Origin of the sequence: Streptomyces violaceoruber, assembly GCF_033406955.1 — a bacterium.
Classification (GTDB): domain Bacteria; phylum Actinomycetota; class Actinomycetes; order Streptomycetales; family Streptomycetaceae; genus Streptomyces; species Streptomyces violaceoruber.
In genome coordinates this window covers 5,994,459-6,016,130 of sequence record NZ_CP137734.1, presented here as the reverse complement: position 1 = coordinate 6,016,130, position 21,672 = coordinate 5,994,459, and the positions used below count along the sequence as shown (strand labels likewise).

21 protein-coding genes are annotated in these 21,672 nt (G+C 74.1%); 16 read left to right on the top strand and 5 right to left on the bottom strand.

Going from position 1 to position 21,672, the window contains the following annotated elements; all coding sequences use genetic code 11:
• Nucleotides 1–42: 42 nt before the first annotated feature.
• From R2E43_RS26820 to eda, 4 genes are all read left to right on the top strand, one after another.
• The gene (locus R2E43_RS26820; protein ID WP_011028258.1) at nucleotides 43–804 is read left to right on the top strand and encodes a MerR family transcriptional regulator; all 762 of its coding nucleotides are present in this window, start codon (nucleotides 43–45) and stop codon (nucleotides 802–804) included.
• On the top strand, nucleotides 801–1,415 hold the full coding sequence (locus tag R2E43_RS26815) for a hypothetical protein (protein ID WP_093456048.1): 615 nt from the start codon (nucleotides 801–803) through the stop codon (nucleotides 1,413–1,415). The genes R2E43_RS26820 and R2E43_RS26815 overlap by 4 nt, the downstream gene beginning before the upstream one ends.
• A gap of 39 nt (nucleotides 1,416–1,454) precedes the next feature.
• Nucleotides 1,455–2,237: a peroxide stress protein YaaA gene (gene yaaA, locus R2E43_RS26810; protein ID WP_093456049.1), complete on the top strand. Its 783-nt coding sequence runs from the start codon at nucleotides 1,455–1,457 to the stop codon at nucleotides 2,235–2,237.
• A 73-nt stretch (nucleotides 2,238–2,310) separates the two neighbouring features.
• Complete coding sequence (eda, locus tag R2E43_RS26805; RefSeq protein ID WP_011028260.1) at nucleotides 2,311–2,970, top strand: bifunctional 4-hydroxy-2-oxoglutarate aldolase/2-dehydro-3-deoxy-phosphogluconate aldolase; 660 nt, start codon at nucleotides 2,311–2,313, stop codon at nucleotides 2,968–2,970.
• Here the strand turns inward: eda and R2E43_RS26800 are convergent.
• From R2E43_RS26800 to R2E43_RS26790, 3 genes are read right to left on the bottom strand one after another with little or no spacing between them, the layout of a single operon-like run.
• Complete coding sequence (locus R2E43_RS26800; protein WP_332056641.1) at nucleotides 2,945–4,528, bottom strand: bifunctional RNase H/acid phosphatase; 1,584 nt, start codon at nucleotides 4,526–4,528, stop codon at nucleotides 2,945–2,947. The two genes, eda and R2E43_RS26800, sit on opposite strands and share 26 nt — an antisense overlap.
• An 11-nt stretch (nucleotides 4,529–4,539) precedes the next feature.
• On the bottom strand, nucleotides 4,540–5,283 hold the full coding sequence (locus tag R2E43_RS26795) for a zinc ribbon domain-containing protein (protein WP_003976513.1): 744 nt from the start codon (nucleotides 5,281–5,283) through the stop codon (nucleotides 4,540–4,542).
• Nucleotides 5,280–6,137, bottom strand: coding sequence for a Nif3-like dinuclear metal center hexameric protein (locus R2E43_RS26790; RefSeq protein WP_191849127.1), 858 nt, complete (start codon nucleotides 6,135–6,137; stop codon nucleotides 5,280–5,282). The genes R2E43_RS26795 and R2E43_RS26790 overlap by 4 nt, the downstream gene beginning before the upstream one ends.
• A gap of 208 nt (nucleotides 6,138–6,345) precedes the next feature.
• Between R2E43_RS26790 and R2E43_RS26785 the strand changes: the two genes are divergently transcribed.
• A complete protein-coding gene (locus R2E43_RS26785; RefSeq protein WP_003976511.1) occupies nucleotides 6,346–7,605 on the top strand; it encodes a hypothetical protein in 1,260 nt (419 codons plus the stop codon).
• A gap of 97 nt (nucleotides 7,606–7,702) precedes the next feature.
• A complete protein-coding gene (locus tag R2E43_RS26780) occupies nucleotides 7,703–7,870 on the top strand; it encodes a hypothetical protein (RefSeq protein ID WP_003976510.1) in 168 nt (55 codons plus the stop codon).
• A gap of 149 nt (nucleotides 7,871–8,019) precedes the next feature.
• Here R2E43_RS26780 and R2E43_RS26775 read toward each other — a convergent pair whose 3' ends face one another.
• Nucleotides 8,020–8,916 carry a MaoC/PaaZ C-terminal domain-containing protein gene (locus R2E43_RS26775; RefSeq protein ID WP_332056640.1) on the bottom strand — a complete coding sequence of 299 codons (897 nt, stop codon included), beginning with the start codon at nucleotides 8,914–8,916 and terminating at the stop codon, nucleotides 8,020–8,022.
• 143 nt (nucleotides 8,917–9,059) lie between these two features.
• On the opposite strand from R2E43_RS26775, the gene R2E43_RS26770 reads away from it, so the two are divergent.
• From R2E43_RS26770 to R2E43_RS26755, 4 genes are all read left to right on the top strand, one after another.
• Nucleotides 9,060–9,986 carry an ABC transporter ATP-binding protein gene (locus tag R2E43_RS26770; RefSeq protein ID WP_332056639.1) on the top strand — a complete coding sequence of 309 codons (927 nt, stop codon included), beginning with the start codon at nucleotides 9,060–9,062 and terminating at the stop codon, nucleotides 9,984–9,986.
• A complete protein-coding gene (locus tag R2E43_RS26765; RefSeq protein ID WP_011028267.1) occupies nucleotides 9,983–10,699 on the top strand; it encodes an ABC transporter permease in 717 nt (238 codons plus the stop codon). Before R2E43_RS26770 ends, R2E43_RS26765 begins: the two co-directional genes overlap by 4 nt.
• Nucleotides 10,700–10,736: 37 nt before the next feature.
• Entirely contained in the window at nucleotides 10,737–11,972 is a 1,236-nt protein-coding gene (locus R2E43_RS26760; RefSeq protein WP_332056638.1) for a sensor histidine kinase, read from the top strand.
• 133 nt (nucleotides 11,973–12,105) lie between these two features.
• A complete protein-coding gene (locus tag R2E43_RS26755) occupies nucleotides 12,106–12,738 on the top strand; it encodes a response regulator transcription factor (RefSeq protein ID WP_003976505.1) in 633 nt (210 codons plus the stop codon).
• Nucleotides 12,739–13,106: 368 nt separating this feature from the next.
• Here the strand turns inward: R2E43_RS26755 and R2E43_RS26750 are convergent, their stop codons facing one another.
• Nucleotides 13,107–14,567, bottom strand: coding sequence for an MFS transporter (locus R2E43_RS26750; RefSeq protein ID WP_003976504.1), 1,461 nt, complete (start codon nucleotides 14,565–14,567; stop codon nucleotides 13,107–13,109).
• Nucleotides 14,568–14,854: 287 nt separating this feature from the next.
• Between R2E43_RS26750 and R2E43_RS26745 the strand changes: the two genes are divergently transcribed.
• From R2E43_RS26745 to R2E43_RS26720, 6 genes are all read left to right on the top strand, one after another.
• On the top strand, nucleotides 14,855–16,612 hold the full coding sequence (locus R2E43_RS26745) for an MFS transporter (RefSeq protein ID WP_030871462.1): 1,758 nt from the start codon (nucleotides 14,855–14,857) through the stop codon (nucleotides 16,610–16,612).
• Between the two features lie 243 nt (nucleotides 16,613–16,855).
• Nucleotides 16,856–18,484, top strand: a complete 1,629-nt coding sequence (locus R2E43_RS26740) for a transposase (protein WP_191849126.1) — start codon at nucleotides 16,856–16,858, stop codon at nucleotides 18,482–18,484.
• Nucleotides 18,485–18,535: 51 nt separating this feature from the next.
• Nucleotides 18,536–19,216 (top strand): class I SAM-dependent methyltransferase, encoded by a 681-nt coding sequence (locus R2E43_RS26735; protein WP_030871458.1) that lies wholly within the window; start codon nucleotides 18,536–18,538, stop codon nucleotides 19,214–19,216.
• Nucleotides 19,217–19,226: 10 nt separating this feature from the next.
• Nucleotides 19,227–20,231 (top strand): N-acetylmuramoyl-L-alanine amidase, encoded by a 1,005-nt coding sequence (locus R2E43_RS26730; RefSeq protein ID WP_030871455.1) that lies wholly within the window; start codon nucleotides 19,227–19,229, stop codon nucleotides 20,229–20,231.
• 158 nt (nucleotides 20,232–20,389) lie between these two features.
• Nucleotides 20,390–21,268, top strand: coding sequence for a DUF5336 domain-containing protein (locus R2E43_RS26725; RefSeq protein WP_003976499.1), 879 nt, complete (start codon nucleotides 20,390–20,392; stop codon nucleotides 21,266–21,268).
• Between the two features lie 102 nt (nucleotides 21,269–21,370).
• Nucleotides 21,371–21,664: a hypothetical protein gene (locus R2E43_RS26720; RefSeq protein WP_003976498.1), complete on the top strand. Its 294-nt coding sequence runs from the start codon at nucleotides 21,371–21,373 to the stop codon at nucleotides 21,662–21,664.
• The last annotated feature ends 8 nt before the right edge of the window (nucleotides 21,665–21,672 follow it).

Below are 21,672 nucleotides of genomic sequence, written 5' to 3'. Positions count from 1 at the left end.
TCCGCTTGACCCTGTCGCAACGTCAACGTTTCTACTGGGGGCATGCGGATCGGAGAACTCGCCGACACCGTCGGCGTCACCACGCGGACCGTGCGGCACTACCACCATCAGGGCCTGCTGCCCGAGCCGGAGCGGCTGGCCAACGGGTATCGGACGTACACGTTGCGGCACGTCGTCGTGCTGGCCAGGATCAGGCGGCTGACCGAGTTGGGGCTCGGCCTGGCGGAGGTGCGGGACGTACTGGCGGACGACGCCGGGAAGGACCTCGCCGAGGTGCTGGAGGAGCTGGACTCGGATCTCGCACGGCAGGAGGCGGCGATCCGGGAGCGCCGGACGCGGTTGCGCGCGCTGCTGGGGACGGAGGGCGGGGTGCCGCCCGAGGGGCCGGTCTCGCCCGAGCTGGCCGAACTGTTCGCCGGGATCGGGGACGTGTCCGGCTCGCCGATGGCCCTGCGGGACCGGGAGATGCTGGTGCTGCTGGAGAGCACCGTCGCCCCGGAGGAGCGGGCGGGGCTGCTGGCCGCGATGCGCGGGGCCCTGGGCTCGCCGGAGGCGGCGGCACGGGCCCGGCGTACCTATGAGCTGCTCGACGAACTGGCCGACGCCGGCGCCGACGACCCCCGGGTGGCGGAGGCGGCCCGCGTACTCGCCGACTGCATGCCCGCGGAGCTGCTGCCCGAGGAGGGTTTCGACCTCGACCCCGGCCACGGCCTGCTGCGCGCCCTGTACGCCGACTTCGCGCCGGCCCAGGCGGAGGCGGTCCGGCGGGCCATGGAGATCGCCGCCCGGGGACGGCGGTCGTGAGAGCCACCGGTCCCGCCGCGTTTCCGTACCGGCTCGCCCGGCACGAGCTGCGGCTGTGGGCGAGTCTGTGGCTGTGGGCGGCCCGGCGTACGCACGACTCGGCGGCCGGCGGGGCGGCCTTCGGGTACGCGCGGGGGCAGGGCGCGATGATGTTCGGGCTCGCGTTCGTGTGCGTCGTCGAGTCGGTGACGATGTCCGTGCTGCTGCGGGACTGGCCCGCCGCACACCATGTGGTGCTGGTGCTGGACGTGTACACCGTCGTGATGGTGGTCGGGCTGCACGCCGCGTCCGTGGTCCGGCCGCATGTCCTGGACGCGGCCGCCGGGACGCTGCGCGTCCGCCGGGCCCTCCACGTCGACGTGCGGATACCGCTGGAGCGGATCGCGTCCGTCCGGCGCGAGCTGCGCACGACGCACACCCCTGCGGACGGGGAGCTCGATCTCGCCGTGGGGTCCCAGACCTCCGTCACCGTCGAACTCACCGAGCCCGTCGCCCACCTCTCCTTCTTCGGGCGCCGGCGCGAGGTGCGCGTGGTGCGGTGCCACGCGGACGATCCGGGGGCGTTCGTCCGGGCCGTCGAGCTGGCACGGGAGGGGCACGCCGTACCCTGACCGGGGGCTGGGGAGTCAGCTCGATGTGAAGGAGTACGTGTGCTTGTCCTGCTGCCGCCGTCCGAGGGGAAGGCCGCGTCCGGCCGGGGCGCCCCGCTGAAGACCGGGTCGCTGTCCCTGCCGGGGCTCACCGCGGCCCGGGAGGCCGTCCTCGGCGAGCTGGTCGAGCTGTGCGCCGGTGACGAGGAGAAGGCGCGCGAGGTGCTCGGGCTGAGCGAGGGGCTGCGCGGCGAGGTCGCCAAGAACACGGAGCTGCTGACGGCGGGTGCGCGTCCGGCCGGGGAGATCTACACCGGTGTGCTGTACGACGCGCTGGACCTGGCCTCGCTGGACGCCGCCGCCAAGCGGCGGGCGGCCAGGTCGCTGCTGGTGTTCTCGGGACTGTGGGGTGCCGTGCGGATGACCGACCGGATTCCGTCCTACCGGTGCTCGATGGGCGTGAAGCTGCCCGGCCTGGGGGCGCTGGGCGCGCACTGGCGGGCGCCGATGGCCGAGGTGCTGCCGGAGGCGGCCGGGGACGGGCTGGTGCTCGACCTGCGGTCGGCGGCGTACGCGGCGCCGTGGAAGCCGAAGGGCGAGGTCGCCGCGCGGACGGCGACCGTGCGGGTGCTGCACGCGCCGACCCGGAAGGTGGTCAGCCACTTCAACAAGGCGACCAAGGGGCGGATCGTCCGGAGTCTGCTGGCGACCGGGACCGCGCCCGAGGGACCGGCGGAACTGGTGGAGGCGCTGCGGGACCTGGGGTACGAGGTGGAGGCGGAGGCGCCCGCGAAGGGCGGGCGGCCGTGGTCGCTGGACGTGCTCGTGCACGAGGTCCACTGAACCGTCGCCCGCAGTCGTTGCGTCTGCTGCAACGGCGATTGCAGGGAGTGCGTTTCGGCGGCACGATGAGGGCATGAGTTCTCCGCTGCCCTCCTCCCCCGCCGCTTCGGTGCTGGATCTCGCCCCCGTCGTGCCCGTCGTGGTCGTCGACGACCTCGCCGACGCCGTGCCGCTCGCCAGGGCGCTCGTCGCCGGCGGGCTGCCCGCGATCGAGGTGACGCTGCGGACGCCGGTCGCCCTCGACGCGATCCGGGCCATCGCCGGTGAGGTGCCGGACGCGGTGGTCGGCGCGGGCACCGTCGTCACGGCGGAACAGGTCGGTGAGGTCGTGGCGGCCGGGGCGCGGTTCCTGGTCAGCCCGGGGTGGACGGACACGCTGGTGGAGGCCATGCGCGGGTCCGGGGTGCCGTTCCTGCCGGGGGTGTCGACCGCCTCGGAGGTGGTGGCGCTGCTGGAGCGCGGGGTGCGCGAGATGAAGTTCTTCCCGGCCGAGGCGGCGGGCGGCACCGCCTACCTCAAGGCGCTCGCCGCGCCGTTGCCGCAGGCGCGCTTCTGCCCGACCGGCGGCATCACCCCGGCCTCCGCGCCGGAGTACCTGGCCCTGCCCAACGTCGGCTGCGTGGGGGGCAGTTGGATGCTGCCCAAGGACGCGATCGCCGGGCGGGACTGGGCGCGCGTGGAGGCGCTGGCCCGGGAGGCGGCCGCGCTCAGCGCAGGTGGGACGTCTCGTTGAACAGGCGCACGCTGGCACCGCCGTCCGCGTAGTACGCCACCGCCGACAGCGACGCCGCCGAGAGTTCCATCCGGAACAGCGACTCGGGCGGGGCGCCCAGGGCGAGGCGCACGAACGTCTTGATCGGCGTCACGTGGGAGACCAGCAGCACGGTGCGGCCCGCGTACGCCGCGACGAGCCTGTCGCGGGTGGCGGCGATCCGGGTGCCGGTGGCCGCGAAGCTCTCGCCGCCGCCGGTCGGCTCCGCGTCCGGGGAGGCCAGCCAGGCGTCCAGGTCGGCGGGGTGGCGCTCGCGCACCTCGCCGAAGGTGAGCCCCTCCCACGCGCCGAAGTCGGTCTCCCGCAGCCCCTCCTCGATGGCCACCTCCAGGCCCAGGCGGGCGGCGACGATGCCTGCGGTCTCGCGGGTGCGGGCCAGGGGCGAGGCGACGACCGCCTCGATCGTGCCGCGCCGGGCGAGGCTCGCGGCGACCCTCTCGGCCTGTTCCCGGCCGACGGGCGACAGGGACGGATCGCTGCCGCCGCTCCCGGAGAACCGCTTCTGCGGGGTGAGCGGCGTCTCCCCGTGCCGCAGGAGGACGAAGGTCGCGGGGGCGCCCATGTCGGGCGGCCCCCAGCCGGGCGAGGCCACGACCTTCGCGGCCCGCACGTCGGCCTCGCCCGAGGTCTCGGCGGCGACACCGAGGCCGGGAGCACCGGTGGCGGGTGCGCCGGTACCGGGAGCACCGGTGGCGGGTGCCCCGGCGCCGGAAGTGCCGGTGGCGGATGCGCCGGTACCGGAAGTGCCGGTGGCGGATGCGCCGGCACCGGGAGCACCGGTGGCGGGTGCCCCGGCGCCGGAAGTGCCGGTGGCGGATGCGCCGGTACCGGTAGCGGCGCGCGTCCCCGCACCGAGCGACGCGGCGTCGACGCGGTCCCGGCCCGCCCGCGCGAGGGGCTCGCCCGCCGCCGCTCCGCCCCCGTCCGGGGCGGGCTCCCCGCCGTCGCCGCCTTCGGTCCCGGCGGGAGCGACGGCCGACGCGGCCCCGGTCCGGCGGGATCCGGCCGTACGACCGGCGGGTGCGGCGCGGTCGGCGGCGGCCGCGTCCAGTTCCGCCGTCGAGTCGGACGGGGACCACGCTTCGCCGCGCGCACCCGCGTCCATCGCCTCGTTGGCCAGGCGGTCGGCGTGCTTGTTGCTCGCGCGGGGGATCCACTCGTACGTCACGCGGCCGGGCGGGAAGACGCGGGCCGCCTCGGCCGCCAGCGGCTTCATGTCGGGGTGCTTGATCTTCCAGCGCCCCGACATCTGCTCGACGACGAGCTTGGAGTCCATGCGGACGTGCACCGTGGCGTCCGGGTCCAGTTCCGCGGCCGCGTGCAGGCCGGCCAGCAGGCCCCGGTACTCGGCCACGTTGTTCGTGACGACGCCGAGGTACTCGGCGGCCTCCACCAGGGCCTCCCCCGTCACCGGGTCGAGGACCACCGCGCCGTAGCCCGCGGGCCCCGGGTTGCCCCGCGACCCGCCGTCGGCCTCGACGACGAACTCCCGCGCGGGGCGGGGCGCCTGGTCAGCCACCGGACCGCCGCCTACAGCCCGGAGTCGGCCGTGCGCACCAGGATGCGTCGGCAGTTCTCGCAGCGTACGACCGTGTCGGGGGCCGCGGAGCGGATCTCGCTCAGCTCGGTGATGGCCAGCTCCTGGCGGCATCCCTGGCAGCTGCGCTGGTACAGCTTGGCCGCGCCGACGCCGCCCTGCTGCTCGCGCAGCTTGCCGTAGAGCGTCAGCAGGTCGTCCGGGACGGAGCCCGCGACGACCTCGCGCTCCTTGGTCACCGAGGTGATCTCGGCGTCCAGCTCCTCGACGGCAGCGTCCCGGCGCGCGGTGGCGTCGTCGATCTTGCCCTGGACCGCGCCGACCCGTTCGGTCAGCTCGGCGACCCGCTCCTGCGCGGACTCGCGGCGCTCCATCACCTCCAGGACGACGTCCTCGAGGTCGCCCTGGCGCTTGGCGAGGGAGGCGATCTCGCGCTGGAGGTTCTCCAGGTCCTTCGGGGAGGTGACGGCACCGGAGTCCAGGCGCTGCTGGTCGCGGCCGGCGCGCTGGCGCACCTGGTCCACGTCCTGCTCGGCCTTGGTCTGCTCGCGGGCGCAGTCGCTCTCCTCGGTCTGCGCGGCCACGAGCAGGTCGCGCAGCTGGGTGTGGTCCTTGGTCAGCGACTCGATCTCGGCGTGCTCGGGCAGGGACCGGCGCTTGTGCGCGAGCTGCTGGAGCCGCGTGTCGAGGCCCTGGACGTCGAGGAGTCGGATCTGGTCGGCGGGCGCGGCTTTCAGTTGGGGGCTCCCATTGCGCTAGAGGTAGGGGCGGACGCCACGTGGGCGGTCCAGGGGTCGGTGACCGTCTTCGAGACGTGGACCCGGAGGTCCCAGCCGTGGCGGTCGGAGATCTCGTCGAGCTGGGCGGCGCCCAGCTCGCACCAGGGCCACTCGGTGGCCCAGTGCGCCGCGTCGAGCAGCGCCAGGGGGCTGTGGGCGCGGGCTTCCGAGACCGGGTGGTGGCGCAGGTCCGCGGTGAGGAAGGCGTCGACGCCGGCCGCCCGCACGTGGTCGAAGAGGCTGTCGCCGGAGCCGCCGCTGACGGCGACGGTGCGCACGGTCGCCTCCGGGTCGCCGGCGACGCGGATGCCCTGCGCCGTGGCGGGCAGCAGCTCGGCGGCACGGGCGGCCAGCTCGCGGACCGTCAGGGGGTGCGTCGGCTCGCACACCCGGCCCAGGCCGCGGCGCCCCTCGGGGTCGCTCGGGTCCGGCACCAGGGGCCGTACGACGTTCAGGTCGAGGGCGCCGGCCAGCGCGTCGGAGACGCCCGGGTCGGCGGTGTCGGCGTTGGTGTGGGCGACGTGCAGGGCGATGTCGTTCTTGATGAGCGTGTGCACGACGCGGCCCTTGAAGGTGGACGCCGCGACCGTCGTCGTCCCGCGCAGATACAGCGGGTGGTGGGTGACGAGCAGGTCGGCGCCCAGCTTCACCGCCTCGTCGACGATCTCCTGGACGGGGTCCACCGCGAACAGGACCCGCGTGACCTCCTGGTCGGGCTCGCCCACGACGGTGCCGACCGCGTCCCAGGACTCGGCCCGCTCGGCGGGCCACAGGGCGTCCAGCGCGGCGATGACTTCTGACAGACGGGGCACGCGTGCAAGGCTACCTGGAGGTTCTGCGCCGTTGTACCCGCGGACGCACTCCCCGCCCGCGCCCGCGACCGGCCGGTCCGGCGCAGCACACACCGTGCCCTTCCCTCAGGCGAATCGTTCCTGTGACACACGTATGTGTGATGGGGGCCGCTCCGGTCCCCCGCCCGTGCGTACGAAAACTAGCTTCGTCGCCGGAGGTGACCGAACGATGACGGCCTGTGCGATCGAGCCCTCGGCGGACCCCGGGAACAGCGGGGCCCCGCGGGCGGGCTGCAGCATCACCGCGGCGGGTGCCTACGCCGCGCGTCTCGCCCGGAGCGGGCAGGACGGCGACTCCTGGTACCCGGAGCGCTGGACCCTGGACGGCCCCGAGCCGTACGCGGTGCCGCTGCCGGGCAACCAGCCCGAGGAGGCGGGCACCGAGGTGCAGCCGATGGGCGACGGACGGGTCCTGGTCCACCGCGTCGCCGCCGGGCGGCACGTCTTCGCGCTGCTGTACCCGACCGGGCCCGGCACCGGCGAGCTGCCGCTCGGCGCGGTCGAGTGCCCGGCGGACACCACCGGACCGCGGTTGCTGCCGCCGGCCCCGGGCGGCGAGCGGGCGTACGCCCTCGCGGCCGGTCCCCGTTCGACGGTGCTGTGGGAGGTCGCGGGCGGCGCCTTCGGACCGGAGCGGGTGGCGGAGATCCCCGGCCGCTGCTCGGGCGGGGTCTGGCTGGACCGCACGGGCCGGATGCTGGCGGTGGACCAGGAGACCGGCGGGCGCACCAAGGCGGTCGTGGTGGACCTGGAACGGGGCGGCGAGGTCTCGCCGCTGCTGCAGATCGCCGCGGACAGCGACGACCGGCTCCTGCTGGCCGACCCCGACAGCGGGCTGGTGCTGATCGGCTCGGACGCCCCCTCGCCGGGGCGGCAGCGGCTCGGCTGGGGCGTGCTCGGCAGCACGCTGCCGGTGCGCTTCCCGGAGTGCCTGCGCATGCCGGACTGCGTCGTGACGCCGTTCGCGATCCAGCCGGGCCAGGTGCTGACCCCGGAGCGCTGTGCGGTGGCCCTGCGGGTGGACGGCGCGTTCGGCAGCTGGGTCGGGGTGTGGCGGCCCGCCGATCGGCGGGTGCGGCATCTTCCCGCCCCCGAGGGCTGGTTGACGGGCGCCGGGCTGTGGACCCCGGACGGGGAGCTGCGACTGCCCTGCTCCACACCGCAGTCGCCGTGCGGCGTGGCCCGGCTGGCCGCACCCGACGCGGGCGGTGGACGGACGGAGGGGGCGAACGACGCGGGGGACGAGGGAGACCCGGGAGGCCCTGGGGATGCTGCGGACACCGCGGATACGGAGGATACGGAGGAATCGGCTCATGACGGGTCCGGTGACCCCGCCGCAACGGGCCCGTCGACGCACGCCTCCGCACCCGGTCGGCCTTGCCCCGTGCCACTGCAACAGGCCCCGCTGGCACGGCTTGTAACGAAGTAGTGCCGGTTGGCGTGGCCGCCTGGATTCGGCCCGAGGTGTGCCGGTTAGACTCGCCCGGCTGTAGGAAAGATCATGTTGACGGGGTGAATTCCTTCCGATGAACGACGCCAGCACGACCCAGCCGATGCAGGCCGCCGGTGCCGACGTTTCCGAGACCGACACCGGCCACGGCAAGCACCGCGGACCGGTCTCCAGCCAGGAGGGCGTGGTGACTCCCCAGGGCCGCCACCGCAAGCCGGCCGAGGAGTCCAAGACGGCCGCCTGACGGCCCGCGCGAGGACAAGCACAGGCACAGGCACACACGAAAGCAAGCGGCTCCGGCCCCGTTCGTCGCATCCGGCGGACGGGGCCGTTGTCGTCATCCGGTTGTCGTCATCCGGTTGTCGTCAACCGGCTGCCGTCATCCGGCTGCCGTCACCCGTACCGGACGACCGTTTCGGTGAGGACGGGCGCGTCGTCGCGCTCCACGGCGTTCACCGCCACCCGCGCCTCCCCCGTCCGGGCGCCGCCGGCCCCGGCGCCCCCCGTTCCGGCGGTCCGCCACATCCGCACCCGCAGCGTCTCCCCCGGGTACACCACTCCGGCGAACCGCGTGCGGTAGTCGCGCACCCGGGTCACGTCGCCGTCCAGCAGTGTGTCGACGACCGCCTTGAGTGTGGCGCCGTAGGTGCACAGGCCGTGCAGCACGGGCCGTTCGAAGCCGGCCCGCGCCGCGAACTCCGGGTCGGCGTGCAGGGGGTTCCAGTCGCCGGAGAGCCGGTAGAGCAGCGCCTGGTCCTCCCGTACGGCCCGGTCCACGATCTGGTCCGGCGGGGCGGCGGGCGGTGGCGAGGGGCGTCCGGACGGGCCCCGCTCACCGCCCCAGCCGCCTTCCCCGCGGACGAAGACCTCGGCCTCGTCGGTCCACAGCGGCCCGTCCGCGTCGGTGACCTCGGTGCGCAGTACGAGTACGGCCGCGGTGCCCTTGTCGTACACGGCGACGATGCGCGAGGCCGCGCTCGCCCGGCCGCGCACCGGGACGGGCCGGTGCAGGCGCAGACGCTGCCCGCCGTGCAGGACGCGGGCGAGGTCGACGTCGACGCCGGGCGCGGACAGGGTGCCGATCACCCCCGGGGCGCCGCCGCCGGCCACCGTCGCGAAGCTCGGCAGGACGTGCAGCCGGGACTCCAGGGTGTAGCGCAGCTCACGCGGGTCGGTGGCGGGCCGTCCGGCGCCGATGCCCAGGTGGTAGAGCTGGACGTCCTTGTGGTCCCAGGCGATCTCACGGACCCGGGGTGCGGCGGCGAGCGCCCCGGCTGCGTCGACGGGCATGGCCCTCCTGCTCCTCCCGGACACGACGACGATCACGGACACCCCGACCGTACGGGACGCCGGCCGCCCATGACATTTGTCATCGCCAACTCCGGACAACCGCCTCTGCCGCCCGTCCGGGCCGGCTCCGTAGCGTCACCGGTATGAGACCGACAGAGGGCACCACCCCCGCCGTAGCCTTCACGGGAGCGGCCAAGGCCTACGGTGACGTCCGCGCCGTCGACGGCGTGGACCTGCGCATCGGGTGCGGCGAGACGGTCGCGCTGCTCGGCCGCAACGGCGCGGGCAAGTCGACGACGATCGCGCTGCTGCTCGGCCTGTGTCCGCCCGACGCGGGCACCGTGGAGCTGTTCGGCGGGCCTGCGGAGCGTGCCGTGCGCGCCGGCCGGGTGGGCGCGATGCTCCAGGAGGCGCGGGCGGTGCCCCGGGTCACGGTGGGCGAACTGGTGGCCTTCGTGGCCGGCCGTTATCCGGCGCCGATGCCGGTGGGGCAGGCCCTGGAGCTGGCCGGGATCGCGCAGTTGGCCGGGCGGCGCGTGGACCGGCTGTCCGGCGGGCAGACCCAGCGCGTGCGGTTCGCGCTCGCCCTGGCCGGCCGCCCCGACCTGCTGGTCCTGGACGAACCGACGGCGGCCCTGGACGTGGAGGCCCGGCACGCCTTCTGGCACTCGATGCGGGCGTACGCCCGGCGCGGCAGCACGGTCCTGTTCTCCACCCATTACCTGGAGGAGGCCGAGGCGCACGCCGACCGGATCCTGGTCGTCGACCGGGGACGGATCGTCGCGGACGGCACCGGTGACGAGCTGCGCCGGGCGGCGGGCGGCAGCCGCGTCTCCTTCGACCTGGCCGGCCGGGCCACCGAGGACCTGACGCTGCTGCCCGGGGTCCGCTCGCTGGAGGTGCGCGGGGACCGCGCGCTGCTGCGCACCGAGGACTCCGACGCGACCGTGATCGCCCTCGCGCGGCTCGGCGCGATACGCGGCCTGGAGGTCGCCCCCGCGTCCCTGGACGACGCGTTCCTGGCCCTGACGACGGCGGCACCGGTGCCGGAGAAGGAGAGCGTGCGATGAGGGACTACCTGATCCTTGAGACGCGCCGCACCCTGCGCGACCCCGGCTTCGTGGTCGGCGGTGTCGCCATGCCGGTGCTGATGTACCTGCTGTTCACCAACCTCGGGGGCGACGCGGGCGAGTGGAAGACGGGCGCGATGGTCGGCATGGCCGCGTACGGCGCGGTCGGCTCCGCCCTCAACACCGGCGGCGGGGTCGCCGAGGACCGTGCCATCGGCTGGCTGCGGCAGTTGCGGGTGACTCCGATGCGCCCCCACCAGGTGGTCGTGGGCCGCGCCCTGACCGCCTCGGTCACCGTGCTGCCCGCGATCACGGCGGTGCTCGCCGCGGGCGGTCTGCTCAACGGCGTACGGCTGGACGCCTGGCAGTGGGCGGCGCTGGCGCTGCTGCTGTGGTTCGGGTCGGTGCCGTTCACGCTGCTGGGGCTGGGCAACGGCTACCGGCTGACCGGGCAGACCACGGGTGTGGCGAACATGGTGGCCAACCTCGGTCTCGCGGTGCTCGGCGGGCTGTGGTTCCCGCTGGTGCTGTTCCCGGAGTGGCTGCGCACGGTGTCGGCGTACACCCCGACCAACCGTTTCGCGCAACTGGGCACCTCGGTCGCCACGGGGCACGCGCCCGACGCGGGTGCCATTCTCGTCCTGACGGGGTGGCTGCTGGCCTTCGGCGCGTACGCCGTCCTGTCCTACCGCCGCGGCACGGCGAACGACTGAGCGCCGCGGGCGCCGGAGTGGAAGGGAGCCGAGACCCATGACCGGGACCCGAGGGCGGCTGCGCGGGATGTCGTGCCGTCTGGACGCGTGGCAGCTGGCACGGCAGCCGGATCCGGCCGGGGCGGCGGGGGCGGGGGCGGGGGCGGGCGAGCAGCCGGAGCGGATGGGGCCGCCGCCCACCGGTTTCACGCTGCTGCCGTGGCTGCTGATGGGCCTGGGCAGCCTGGCGAACATCTTCCAGGGGAACAGCGCCAACCCCTGGATCGGCGGCCTCGGCCTGTTCGTCTTCAACTCGCTCTACATCTACGTCGCCTTCCGCTCCTTCGACAAGGAGTTGCGCCAGTCGCCGTCCACGCGGCTGGCGCTGGCCGCCATGGCGCTGGTGACCTGTGGTCTGGCTCTTGCGTACGGGGGCAGTTGGCTGCTCTTCTTCCCGCTGCTCGGCCTGGCCGCGGGGGCGGCGCTGCGCGGCCGATGGCTGGGCCGGTGGGGCTGGTCGCTGGCGGTGGTGGCCGGTGCGGTGGCGGGCATCAAGGACGGCTGGACGGGCCTGAACATCGCCTACGGGACCTTCCTGTCGACGATGGTGACGGCCGCGATCCTGAGCCTGTCCGACGCCGTACGGCAGTTGCGGGCCGCCCGGGAGGAACTGGCCACGCGGGCGGTGGCCGAGGAGCGGCTGCGGTTCTCGCGGGACCTGCACGACCTGCTGGGACACACGCTGTCGGTGATCGTGGTCAAGTCGGAGGCCGCCCGGCGGCTGGCGCCCCGCGACCTGGACGCGGCGCTGACCCAGATCACGGACATCGAGTCGGTCGGCCGCCAGGCGCTGACCGAGGTCCGCGAGGCGGTCACCGGCTACCGGGAGGGCAGCCTCGGCACCGAGCTGGACCGGGCCCGCTCCGCGCTGAGCGCGGCGGACGTGGACCCGGTGGTGCGCCGCTCAGGACCGCCGCTGCCCCCGCAGGCGGAGGCGCTGCTGGGGTGGGTGGTGCGGGAGGCGGTCACCAACGTCGTACGGCACAGCGGGGCGAGCCGGTGCGAGATCGCGGTCGCGGGCAGCGCGGACCGGGTCCGGCTGACGGTCACGGACGACGGCACGGGCGCCGCCCTCTCCCCGCAGGGGCCGGGCACCGGTCTGACCGGGCTCAGGGAACGCCTCGCCGCGGCGGGCGGGTCGCTGACGGCGGGGGTGGCACCGCGGGGCGGGTTCTCGGTGACGGCGGAGCTGCCGGTTCCGGCGGAGGGGGAACCGGTGCGCGCACCGGCGTAGCACCCGTGCCGTGCGAGGCGCCGGGCCTCCGGTGCGCCTGCCCTCCGGTGCGTGTGCCCTCCGGTGCGTGTGCCCTCCGGTGCGTGACCTCCGCCCGATGCCCTCCGACGCCTGCCCCCTCTACCCTTTCCCCGTGACCGACGAGACGCCCCGCGCCCACCCCGTTCGCGTCCTCCTCGCCGAGGACCAGGGCATGATGCGGGGCGCGCTCGCGCTGCTGCTCGGGATGGAGGACGACATCGAGGTGGTCGCTCAGGTGTCGGCCGGGGACGAGATCGTCGCCGCCGCGCTCACGCACCGCCCCGACATCGCCCTCCTCGACATCGAACTGCCGGGCCTGAGCGGCCTGGACGCCGCCGCCGAACTGCGGGAGCGGGCGCCCGGCTGCCGGGTGCTGATCCTGACCACGTTCGGCCGCCCCGGGTACCTGCGGCGGGCCATGGAGGCGGGCGCCGCCGGTTTCCTCGTCAAGGACGGCCCGGTGGAGGAGCTGGCCGGGGCGATCCGTCGGGTGCTGGGCGGCGAGACGGTCGTCGACCCGGCGCTCGCCGCCGCCGCGCTCAGCGCGGGTCCCAGCCCGCTCACCGCGCGGGAGTGCGACGTCCTGCGGGCCTCGGCGGACGGCGCGACGGTCGCCGACATCGCCGGCGCGCTGCACCTGTCCGAGTCCACGGTCCGCAACTACCTGTCCGCGGCGATCGGCAAGACCGGCACGCGCAACCGTGCGGAGGCGCTGCGCGCGGCGCGGGGGCAGGGGTGGCTCTAGGTCCGGCCCCGGGGTGAGGGTCCGTCGGGCACGGGCGGGCGTGGTTCGTCGGCCGCGGGCCGGTGGGGGTTGCTCGCGCAGTTCCCCGCGCCCCTTTGAGGGGCGCTCCAGGAACCCGGCGAGACAGGGTGCCCCGGGCAGGCCCGGGCGGGCGCGGATTGTCGGCCGCGGGCCGGTGGGGGTTGCTCGCGCAGTTCCCCGCGCCCCTTAGGGGCGCTCCAGCAGCCCGGCGAGACGGGGTGTCCCGGGCGGGCGCGGGCGGGCGCGGATTGTCGGCCGCCGGCCGGTGGGAGTTGCTCGCGCAGTTCCCCGCGCCCCTTTCAGGGGCGCTCCGGCAGCCCGGCGGCAGAAGGGGCCCCTTGGGGTGGTCAGTCTGTGCTGTGGGCCTTCAGTTCGGGCTTCGGGCGTCCTGCCGGGAGCCACGTCCACATCAGCAGGGCCGCGGCGACCAGGACCACCGCCGCCGTGCGGAAGACCAGCGCGTAGCCGTCCGTCAGGGCCACCGGGCCCGCGTCCTCGCCCCCGGCCCGAGTGGCCGCGATCGTCGACATCACCGCGAGTCCCAGCGAACCGCCCATCGTCCGGGAGGTGTTGATCAGCCCGGAGACCAGTCCGGCGTCCCCGGGTGCCGCGCCGGAGATGGCCAGCGAGGCCAGCGGGGTCGCCGCGATGCCCGCGCCCAGCATCATCAGTACGCCGGGGATCATGATCGCGGTCAGATAGCCGCCGTCGGCGGTCATCGTGGACTGCCAGCCGAAACCGACCGCCGCGACCAGCGTGCCGAGCACGGCCACGTTCCGGGCCCCGAGCACCGGCATGAACCGCGGGGCCGCCTTCGAGCCGAGGATCACCGCCAGGGAGCTGGGCACCAGGGCGACTCCGGCCTCCAGCGGCGAGTAGCCCAGCACGTTCTGCGCGTACAGGGTCATGAAGAACCACATCGAGAACATAGACGAGCCGGACACCAGCATCGCCACGTTCGCCGACGCCACCGACCGCAGCCGCAGCAGCCCGAGCGGCATCAGCGGCGCCGCCGTCCGCGCCTCGACGAGGAGGAAGAGCCCGAGCAGCGCGAGTCCGGCCGACAGCGGCACCAGGGCCGCCGGCGCCGCCCACCCCTCGGACTCGGTCTGCGAGATGCCGTAGGCCAGCGTGGCGAGACCGGCGGTCACCAGCAGCGCGCCGGGCAGGTCGAGCCGGCGCCGCGGACCGCCCGTGCTCTCGGCCAGCCACAGCGCGGCACCGGCCAGCACGACCGCGCCCACCGGCACGTTGATCAGCAGCACCCAGCGCCAGGACAGCCCGTCCACCAGGGCACCGCCCACCAGCCCGCCCGCGGCGCCGCCGCCCGCGCCCACGGCGGTCCAGGTCGCGATCGCGCGGGCCCGCGCCGCGCCCTCCGGCACCGCGGCGGTCAGGATCGTCAGCGTCGAGGGGGCGAGTACGGCCGCTCCGAGCCCTTGCAGGGCGCGCGCGACCAGCAGCTGCCAGCCCTCCTGGGCGAGGCCGCCGCCCAGCGAGGCCAGCGTGAAGAGCCCGAGCCCGACCAGGAACATCCGCTTGCGCCCGTAGAGGTCGCCGGCCCGCCCGCCGAGCAGCATGAACCCGGCGAAGGCGATGGCGTAGGCGTTGACCACCCACTGGAGCCCCTGCGCGCTCAGGCCGAGGTCGGCCCGCATCGAGGGCAGGGCGACGTTGACGACGGACACGTCGAGCACGACCAGGAACTGTCCGGCGCAGGCGAGCGCCACGACCAGCCAGGTGGGCGGAGTACGGCGCGGGGATATCCGCGCGGTGGCGGAGGCGGGGGAACCGGTGGCTTCGAGCATGAGTGTCATGGTCTCAACCCCGACCTGACCCTTGCATCGGTATTTCGACCCCCGACCGGCCTAGGTCTCACGACCTAGCCGCCTCCCTCGGTCTCTCCCCTGTGTCTGCGTCCGTCCCCCGCGTCTCTCCCGCCCGCCCCCTCCCGTGAACGCCAAGAGAAGGTCAAGAATTAGTTAGGGACTCGAAGCAACGGAATAGTTGCCCCGGCGCACGAGGTTCAGTCTGCACGTATCACGATCACGCTCACGCTCCGCACCCGCCAACTCCGGCCTGGAGGCCCCACCCCATGTCCCACACGACGACCGACGAGCCCGCGCGGCGAGCGAGCGGGGCCACCGTCCCGGTGCTCGCGTTCGCGGGCATCGTCGTCGCGGTGATGCAGACCCTGCTGGTCCCGGTCATCAAGGACCTGCCCCGACTCCTGGACACCTCGCCCAGCAACGCGAGCTGGGTCCTCACCTCCACGCTCCTGTCCGGAGCCGTGGCCACGCCGATCATGGGCCGGCTCGGCGACCTCTTCGGCAAGCGCCGCATGCTGATCGCCAGCCTGTCGGTGATGGTCGTCGGCGCGCTGCTCAGCGCGCTCACCGACGCCCTGATCCCGATGATCGTCGGCCGTACGCTCCAGGGCGTCGCGATGGGCGCGATACCCCTCGGCATCGGCCTGATGCGCGACATGCTGCCCCGCGAGCGGCTCGGCTCGGCGATGGCCCTGATGAGTTCCTCGATCGGCGTCGGCGGCGGCCTCGCGCTGCCCGCCGCGGCCCTGGTCGCACAGAACACCGACTGGCACGCCCTGTACTACGGCGCCGCCGGCCTCGGTGTCGTCTCCATCGCCCTGACGCTGCTGGTCGTGCCCGAGTCCCCGCTGCGCGCGAAGGGCTCGTTCGACCTGCCGGGCGCGTTCGGTCTGACCGCCGGTCTGATCCTCTTCCTCCTGCCGATCAGCAAGGGCAGCGACTGGGGCTGGTCCTCGCCCACCACGCTCGGCCTGTTCGCCGCCGCCGTCGTCGTGCTGCTCCTGTGGGGCCTGATGGAGCTGCGCGTCGCCGCCCCGCTGGTCGACCTGCGCACCACGGCCCGCCGCGAGGTGCTGCTCACCAACCTCGCCTCGATCATGGTCGGCGTCTCCTTCTTCGTCATCTCCCTCGTCCTGCCGCAGCTCCTCCAGCTGCCCTCCGAGACCGGCTACGGCCTGGGGCAGTCGATGGTCGTCGCGGGCCTGTGCGTGGCCCCGCTGGGCCTGACGATGATGTTCACCGCGCCGGTCTACGCCCGCCTGTCCGCCCGCTACGGCCCCCGCACCACCCTCATCGTCGGCCTGGTGATCATCGGCATCGGTTACGCCGGCGGTCTCGGCCTGATGAGCGCCGCCTGGCAGACCGTCGTCACCTCGGTGCTGATCGGCGCGGGCATCGGCCTCGCCTACTCCTCCCTGCCCGCCCTGATCATCAGCGCCGTCCCGGCCTCCGAGACGGGCGCCGCCAACGGCCTCAACACGCTGATGCGGTCCATCGGTACGTCGGTGTCGAGCGCCGTCATCGGCATGGTGCTCGCCAACACGGCGAACGACGTGGGCGGCGTCGCCGTCCCCACCCTGCACGGCTTCCGCGTCTCCTTCATGATCGCGGCGGGCGCGGTCGCCGTCGGCCTGGTCCTGGCCTTCTTCCTCCCTCGCCGCACCCCGGCGGCGGTGTTCCAGCTGCGCGCGAGCAGCGAGGAGGACGCGAACCTGGCCCGCGCCGAGCAGGCGCTCGCCGGGGCCGGGCAGCACCCGCTCGGCTTCCGGGGCCGGGTGCTGGCCGCCGACGGCGCCCCCGTCGCGCGCGCCAAGGTCACCCTGATCGACCGGCACGGACGGCAGGCGGGCGCGACCCTCTCCGCGGGCGACGGCAGCTACGCCCTCGCCGTGCCCGCCCAGGGCCCGTACGTCCTGGCCGCCCGCGCCGCGGGCCACGCCCCGCTCGCCCACGCGGCCACCCACGGCGGTGACCGCCCGGTCGACCTGGACCTGTCCCTGCCGGGCGAGACGGTCCCCGCCTGACCCTCGCCCCGTCCTCCCGGCCCCCGTACCCCCCTTTCGCGGAACGCGACCGGGGGGTTGGGAACTGCTGGCCGTTGACTGCGTACGAATGTGCTCTGGCGCGAAGGGGTGAGCACGGTGGTGGGGCGGGAAGGCTCTACCTCCGAGCAGGAACGAAAGTTCGCCTGCCGAATACGTGACCTTAGGCGAGGGCGTTCGTTGAGGGTGGTGTGCAAGGTCGCCGCGGCTGATCGGGGGTGCGGGATGGGTAGTCTGCGAGGGCTTGCGACGCCGTTCGTCGCGCTGGGCCCGTCGGGAGTGGCGGTACGTACCCGGCTGGGTCAGCTCACCACCACCGACGTGGAGGTACTGCGGCAGGTCGGCGCACATCTGGGCAAGTTGGCGTCCCGTGACCTGAGGGCGCGTTGTCGTGACGGGCTGGACCATGATGCCGGTGCGTGGGCGGTGCGCAAGCGGGAGCTGACGCCCGAATCGTCAGCCCGGTGGGCGGGTGCGATCACCAAAGCCACACACGATCAGTGGGCGCTGGCCCGCCGTGGCGCCCACGCGCACGTCCAGTCCCTGGAGGCGGGAGTGCGGACGCTGGAGCACCGGCTGTCGCTGCCCCTCGGCCAGAAGGGGACGAAGCACGCGCCGGGTGGATACAGGAGTCGGCGGGAGTGGCATGCCAAGGCCCGGCGCCTGCACGTCCTGGAGGACCGGCTCGCGCGTGCCCGCGCGGACCGGGAAGCCGGGCGGGTGCACGTGGTCCGGGGCGGCAAGCGCCTCGCCCACGCGCGGCACCACCTGACCGATGCCGGACTCACCGAGGCCGAGTGGCGTGAGCGGTGGGAAGCCGAGCGGTGGTTTGTGCAGGCGGACGGGGAGTCCGGGAAACGCTTCGGGAACGAGACGATCCGCGTCACCCCGGACGGCGAGGTGTCCCTCCGGCTCCCGGCTCCGCTCGCTCATCTGGCCAACGCGGCGCACGGCCGGTACGTCCTGACCGGCCAGGTGGTATTTGCGCACCGGGGGCAGGAGTGGGTCGACCGCGTCGCCGCGCACCGGGCCGTCGCCTACCGCATCCACCACGACACGATACGTGCCCGCTGGTACGTGACCGCGTCCTGGCAGAAACCAGTCACCCGCACCGTCCCCCTGGCGACAGCACTGGCCGAGGGGGTGATCGGAGTCGACATGAACGCCGACCACCTCGCCGCCTGGCACCTCGACCTCCACGGCAACCCCGTCGGCAATCCGCGCCGCTTCTCATACGGCCTCACCGGCCCCGCCACCCACCGCGACGCCCAGGTCCGCCACGCCCTGACCCGGCTCCTGCACTGGGCCACCACCTCCGGCGTGAAAGCCATCGCCGTCGAGGACCTCGACTTCACCGCCGACAAGACCCGCGAGAAGCACGGCCGCCGGAAACGCTTCAGGCAGCTGATCTCCAGCATGCCCACCGCACGGCTCCGCGCCCGCTTGACCTCCATGGCCGACGCAACCGGCATCACGATCATCGCCGTCGACCCCGCCTACACCTCCCGCTGGGGCGCCCAGCACTGGCAGAACCCCCTCACCAGCACCACCCGCAAGACGACCCGGCACGATGCGGCGAGCATCGCGATCGGGCGACGCGCCCAGGGCTATCCCATCCGGCGTCGGACGGCACCGCCCCGCACCCACCAGAGCGATGGATGCGGGCATCGGACCATCCAGGCCGGACCGGAGACTTCTGGGCGTGAGGGACCCCGCCCCCGTATCCCCGGACCACGGACACGATCCGTGCCACCGGACACGGCACGAACGCGGGCAACCAGGACACCCAACACCGTTCGGGATGTCCGCAGTGAGCAGGAATGGGTCCAAGACCCACTCCTGCTCACTGAATAGGAACGGTACGGCAGCATGGGGCACACCCGATACGACCACCGAAAGGCCCTCATGACTGCGGCCCCGGCCTCTACCCCTGCCCCCTCCCAGGAAGTCCTGGCCGCCTTCGAGGCCGCGAAGGGGTTCATGCCCGCGCACGAGGGCCGGGCGCTGTACGCCGCCGCCGTGGAGGCGGGCGGGCTCGGGCTGCCGCTGCTGGAGGTCGGCACGTACTGCGGGCGTTCCACCGTGCTGCTCGCCGACGCGGCCCGCCGGGCCGGGGTCACCGCGCTCACCGTCGACCACCACCGGGGCAGCGAGGAGCAGCAGCCGGGCTGGGACTACCACGACCCCGGGACGGTCGACCCGGAACTGGGCGTGATGGACACCCTGCCCACCTTCCGCCGCACCCTGCACCGGGCCGGCCTGGAGGAGCACGTGGTCGCCCTCGTCGGCCGCTCCCCCCAGGTCGCGGCGGTCTGGAACTCCCCCCTCGGCCTGGTCTTCGTCGACGGCGGCCACACCGACGAGCACGCGAACGCCGACTACGAGGGCTGGGCCCCGCACGTGGCCGACGGCGGTCTGCTGGTCATCCACGACGTGTTCCCCGACCCGGCCGACGTGTTCACCGGCCAGGCCCCGTACCGCGTCTACCTCAGGGCACTGGCGTCCGGCGCGTTCACCGAGGTCTCCGCGACCGACTCGCTGCGCGTCCTGCGGCGAACCGGCGCGGGGATCCGAGGGCGCGGTTAGAGTCGCTGACGTGTCGTACACAGGCCCGGACTTCGAACCTTCCCAGCCCCGCCGCTCCCCGCTGCGCCGCGCGCTGACCGTGGCGGTGGCCGCGCTGGTGCCCGGGGCGCTGCTCGGGTGGGGGGTGTACGCGGCCGTGGGCGGCCCCGGCGAGGGGGACGGGGGCGGCTCCGGCCGGGCGGGCGGTGCGGGGACGCCGGCGGCGCCGTCGTCCGGCGCTCCCGCCTCCGGTGCTCCCGCGTCGTCCCCGGGCGACGGCGACGGCAAGAAGCCCGCGGGTTCGTCACCCGCCCCCACCTCGAAGGCACCGTCCGCGTCCGGCCCCGCACTCCCCGCCTCCGGCCCCCTCACGGGCAAGGTCGTCGTCATCGACCCGGGGCACAACCCCGCCAACTTCCGGCACGCGTCCGAGATCAACCGCAAGGTGAACGTCGGCACGCACTGGAAGGAGTGCGACACGACGGGCACGGCCACCAACGCGGGCTGGCCCGAGGCGAAGTTCACCCTCGACGTGGCCCACCGGCTGCGCACCCTGCTTCAGGAGCAGGGCGCGACCGTGAAGCTGACGCAGGACGGCGACCGTTCGTTCGGTCCCTGCGTGGACGAGCGGGCCCGGATCGGCAACGAGGCGAAGGCCGACGCCGCGATCTCGATCCACGCCGACGGGTCGGGGGCGGGCAACCGGGGCTTCCACGTGATCATGCCCGGCTCGGTGCACGACGGAGCCGCCGACACCCGCGCGATCGTGGCGCCCTCCGCCGAACTGGGCGAGCGCGTCGCGGGCGCCTTCGTGCGCGTCACGGGCACCGCGCCCTCGAACTACCTCGGCGACGGCACCGGTCTGGTCACGCGCACGGACCTGGGCGGTCTCAATCTGTCAACGGTTCCCAAGGTGTTCATCGAGTGCGGCAACATGCGCGACCGCACGGACGCGGCCCTGCTGACCAGCGGCAGTTGGCGGCAGAAGGCGGCGCAGGGGATGTCTGAGGGAATCGTGAGTTTCCTGCGCGGGTAGTGACCGGCGTCCCGATCCCTGCGGACAGCTCCGAGGTCCGGACGATAGTGTCGTCCGTACGATGAGGGGCCACCCCCGCGCTTCACACCGGAACCTTTCGGCGCCGTCGTGACAGCGACGCCTCTACCGACGACGAGACGACCTACGAAGGACCTGAAGTGAATATCCGCTCGCTCACTCGAGGCGACGGCGTGGTGATCGGAGCAGCGGTGTTGCTGTTGATCGCGTCGTTCCTCGACATCTACTCGATCGACGGTGCGCCGGACAGCGCCGACATCCCCAGCCTGTGGGGCAGTGGCTCGGTCGTGCTCGGTGTCGTCCTGGCGGGCGTCATCGGCGCCGCGCTCGTCGTCGTGAACCGCGCCATGCCGCAGCCGAAGAAGGTGGCGGGTCTCGACCTCGGCCAGTTCGGCATCGCGTTCACGGTCTTCGCCGCCTGGTGCGCGCTCGGCAACATCTTCGACCCGGCGGGCGCCTTCGACAACGACGGGGGTGCGAGCGGCATCGGTGCCGGGATGGGCCTGATCCTCGCTCTCATCGCCACGCTGGTCATGGCCGCCGCGGCCGTGGCCACGCCGCTGCTCCCGGCCCTCAAGGGCACCCTGATCCCGGCCGCCCGTCCGGCCGCGCCGCAGCCCTACGGCGGCCAGCCCCAGGGTGGTTACGGCTACCCGGGCGCCCAGCAGCAGCCGTACGGCGGCCAGCCGGGCCAGCCCGGACAGCCGGGTCAGCCCGGTCCGTCCTTCGGCGGCCAGCCGCAGCCGGGGCAGCCGCAGCCCGGTCAGCCCCAGCCCGGCCAGCCGCAGGCTCCGCAGCAGGCGCAGGCGCAGCCGGCCGGGGACTTCGCCCCGTTCTGGTTCGCCGTGCCGGTGCCGCGTCCGCTGTTCGCGGAGGACGGCTCCCCGACGCCGATCGCCGAGCTGGCCCCGGGTACCTGGTACCTGGCCGTCGAGCAGCGCGGCGCCAACCTGGTCGCCCAGACCCAGGACGGCCGCCGCGGCGTCCTCCAGGACACCTCGGGCATCCAGCGCGGCTGACCGGCCCCGCTCACCCGTTCACCTCAACGGCCCCTCGCCCACCGGTACTTCCGGGCGAGGGGCCGTAGGTTTCGAACGCGCTTTCCGGGCCAGACGGAAGACATGTCCCCTCGAACGCGCAGTGGCTCCCACTCCGCCGGAACGGCCGTCGCGGTGATCGCGGACATCATGGCCTTCATCCTCGGACTGTGGATCCTGATGTATCTGTTGGACGCCAACCGGGCCAACGACCTGGTGCGGTTCGTCCATGACGCGGCCAACTGGCTGGCCGGCTGGTCGCACGACCTCTTCACCTTCGACGAGGCCTGGGCCCGTGTGGTCGCCGGCTACGGACTGGCCGCGGTCGTCTACCTCTTCGTCGGTCACGCCGTCGCCAACCGCCTGCACCGGGGCTGACGCCGGGC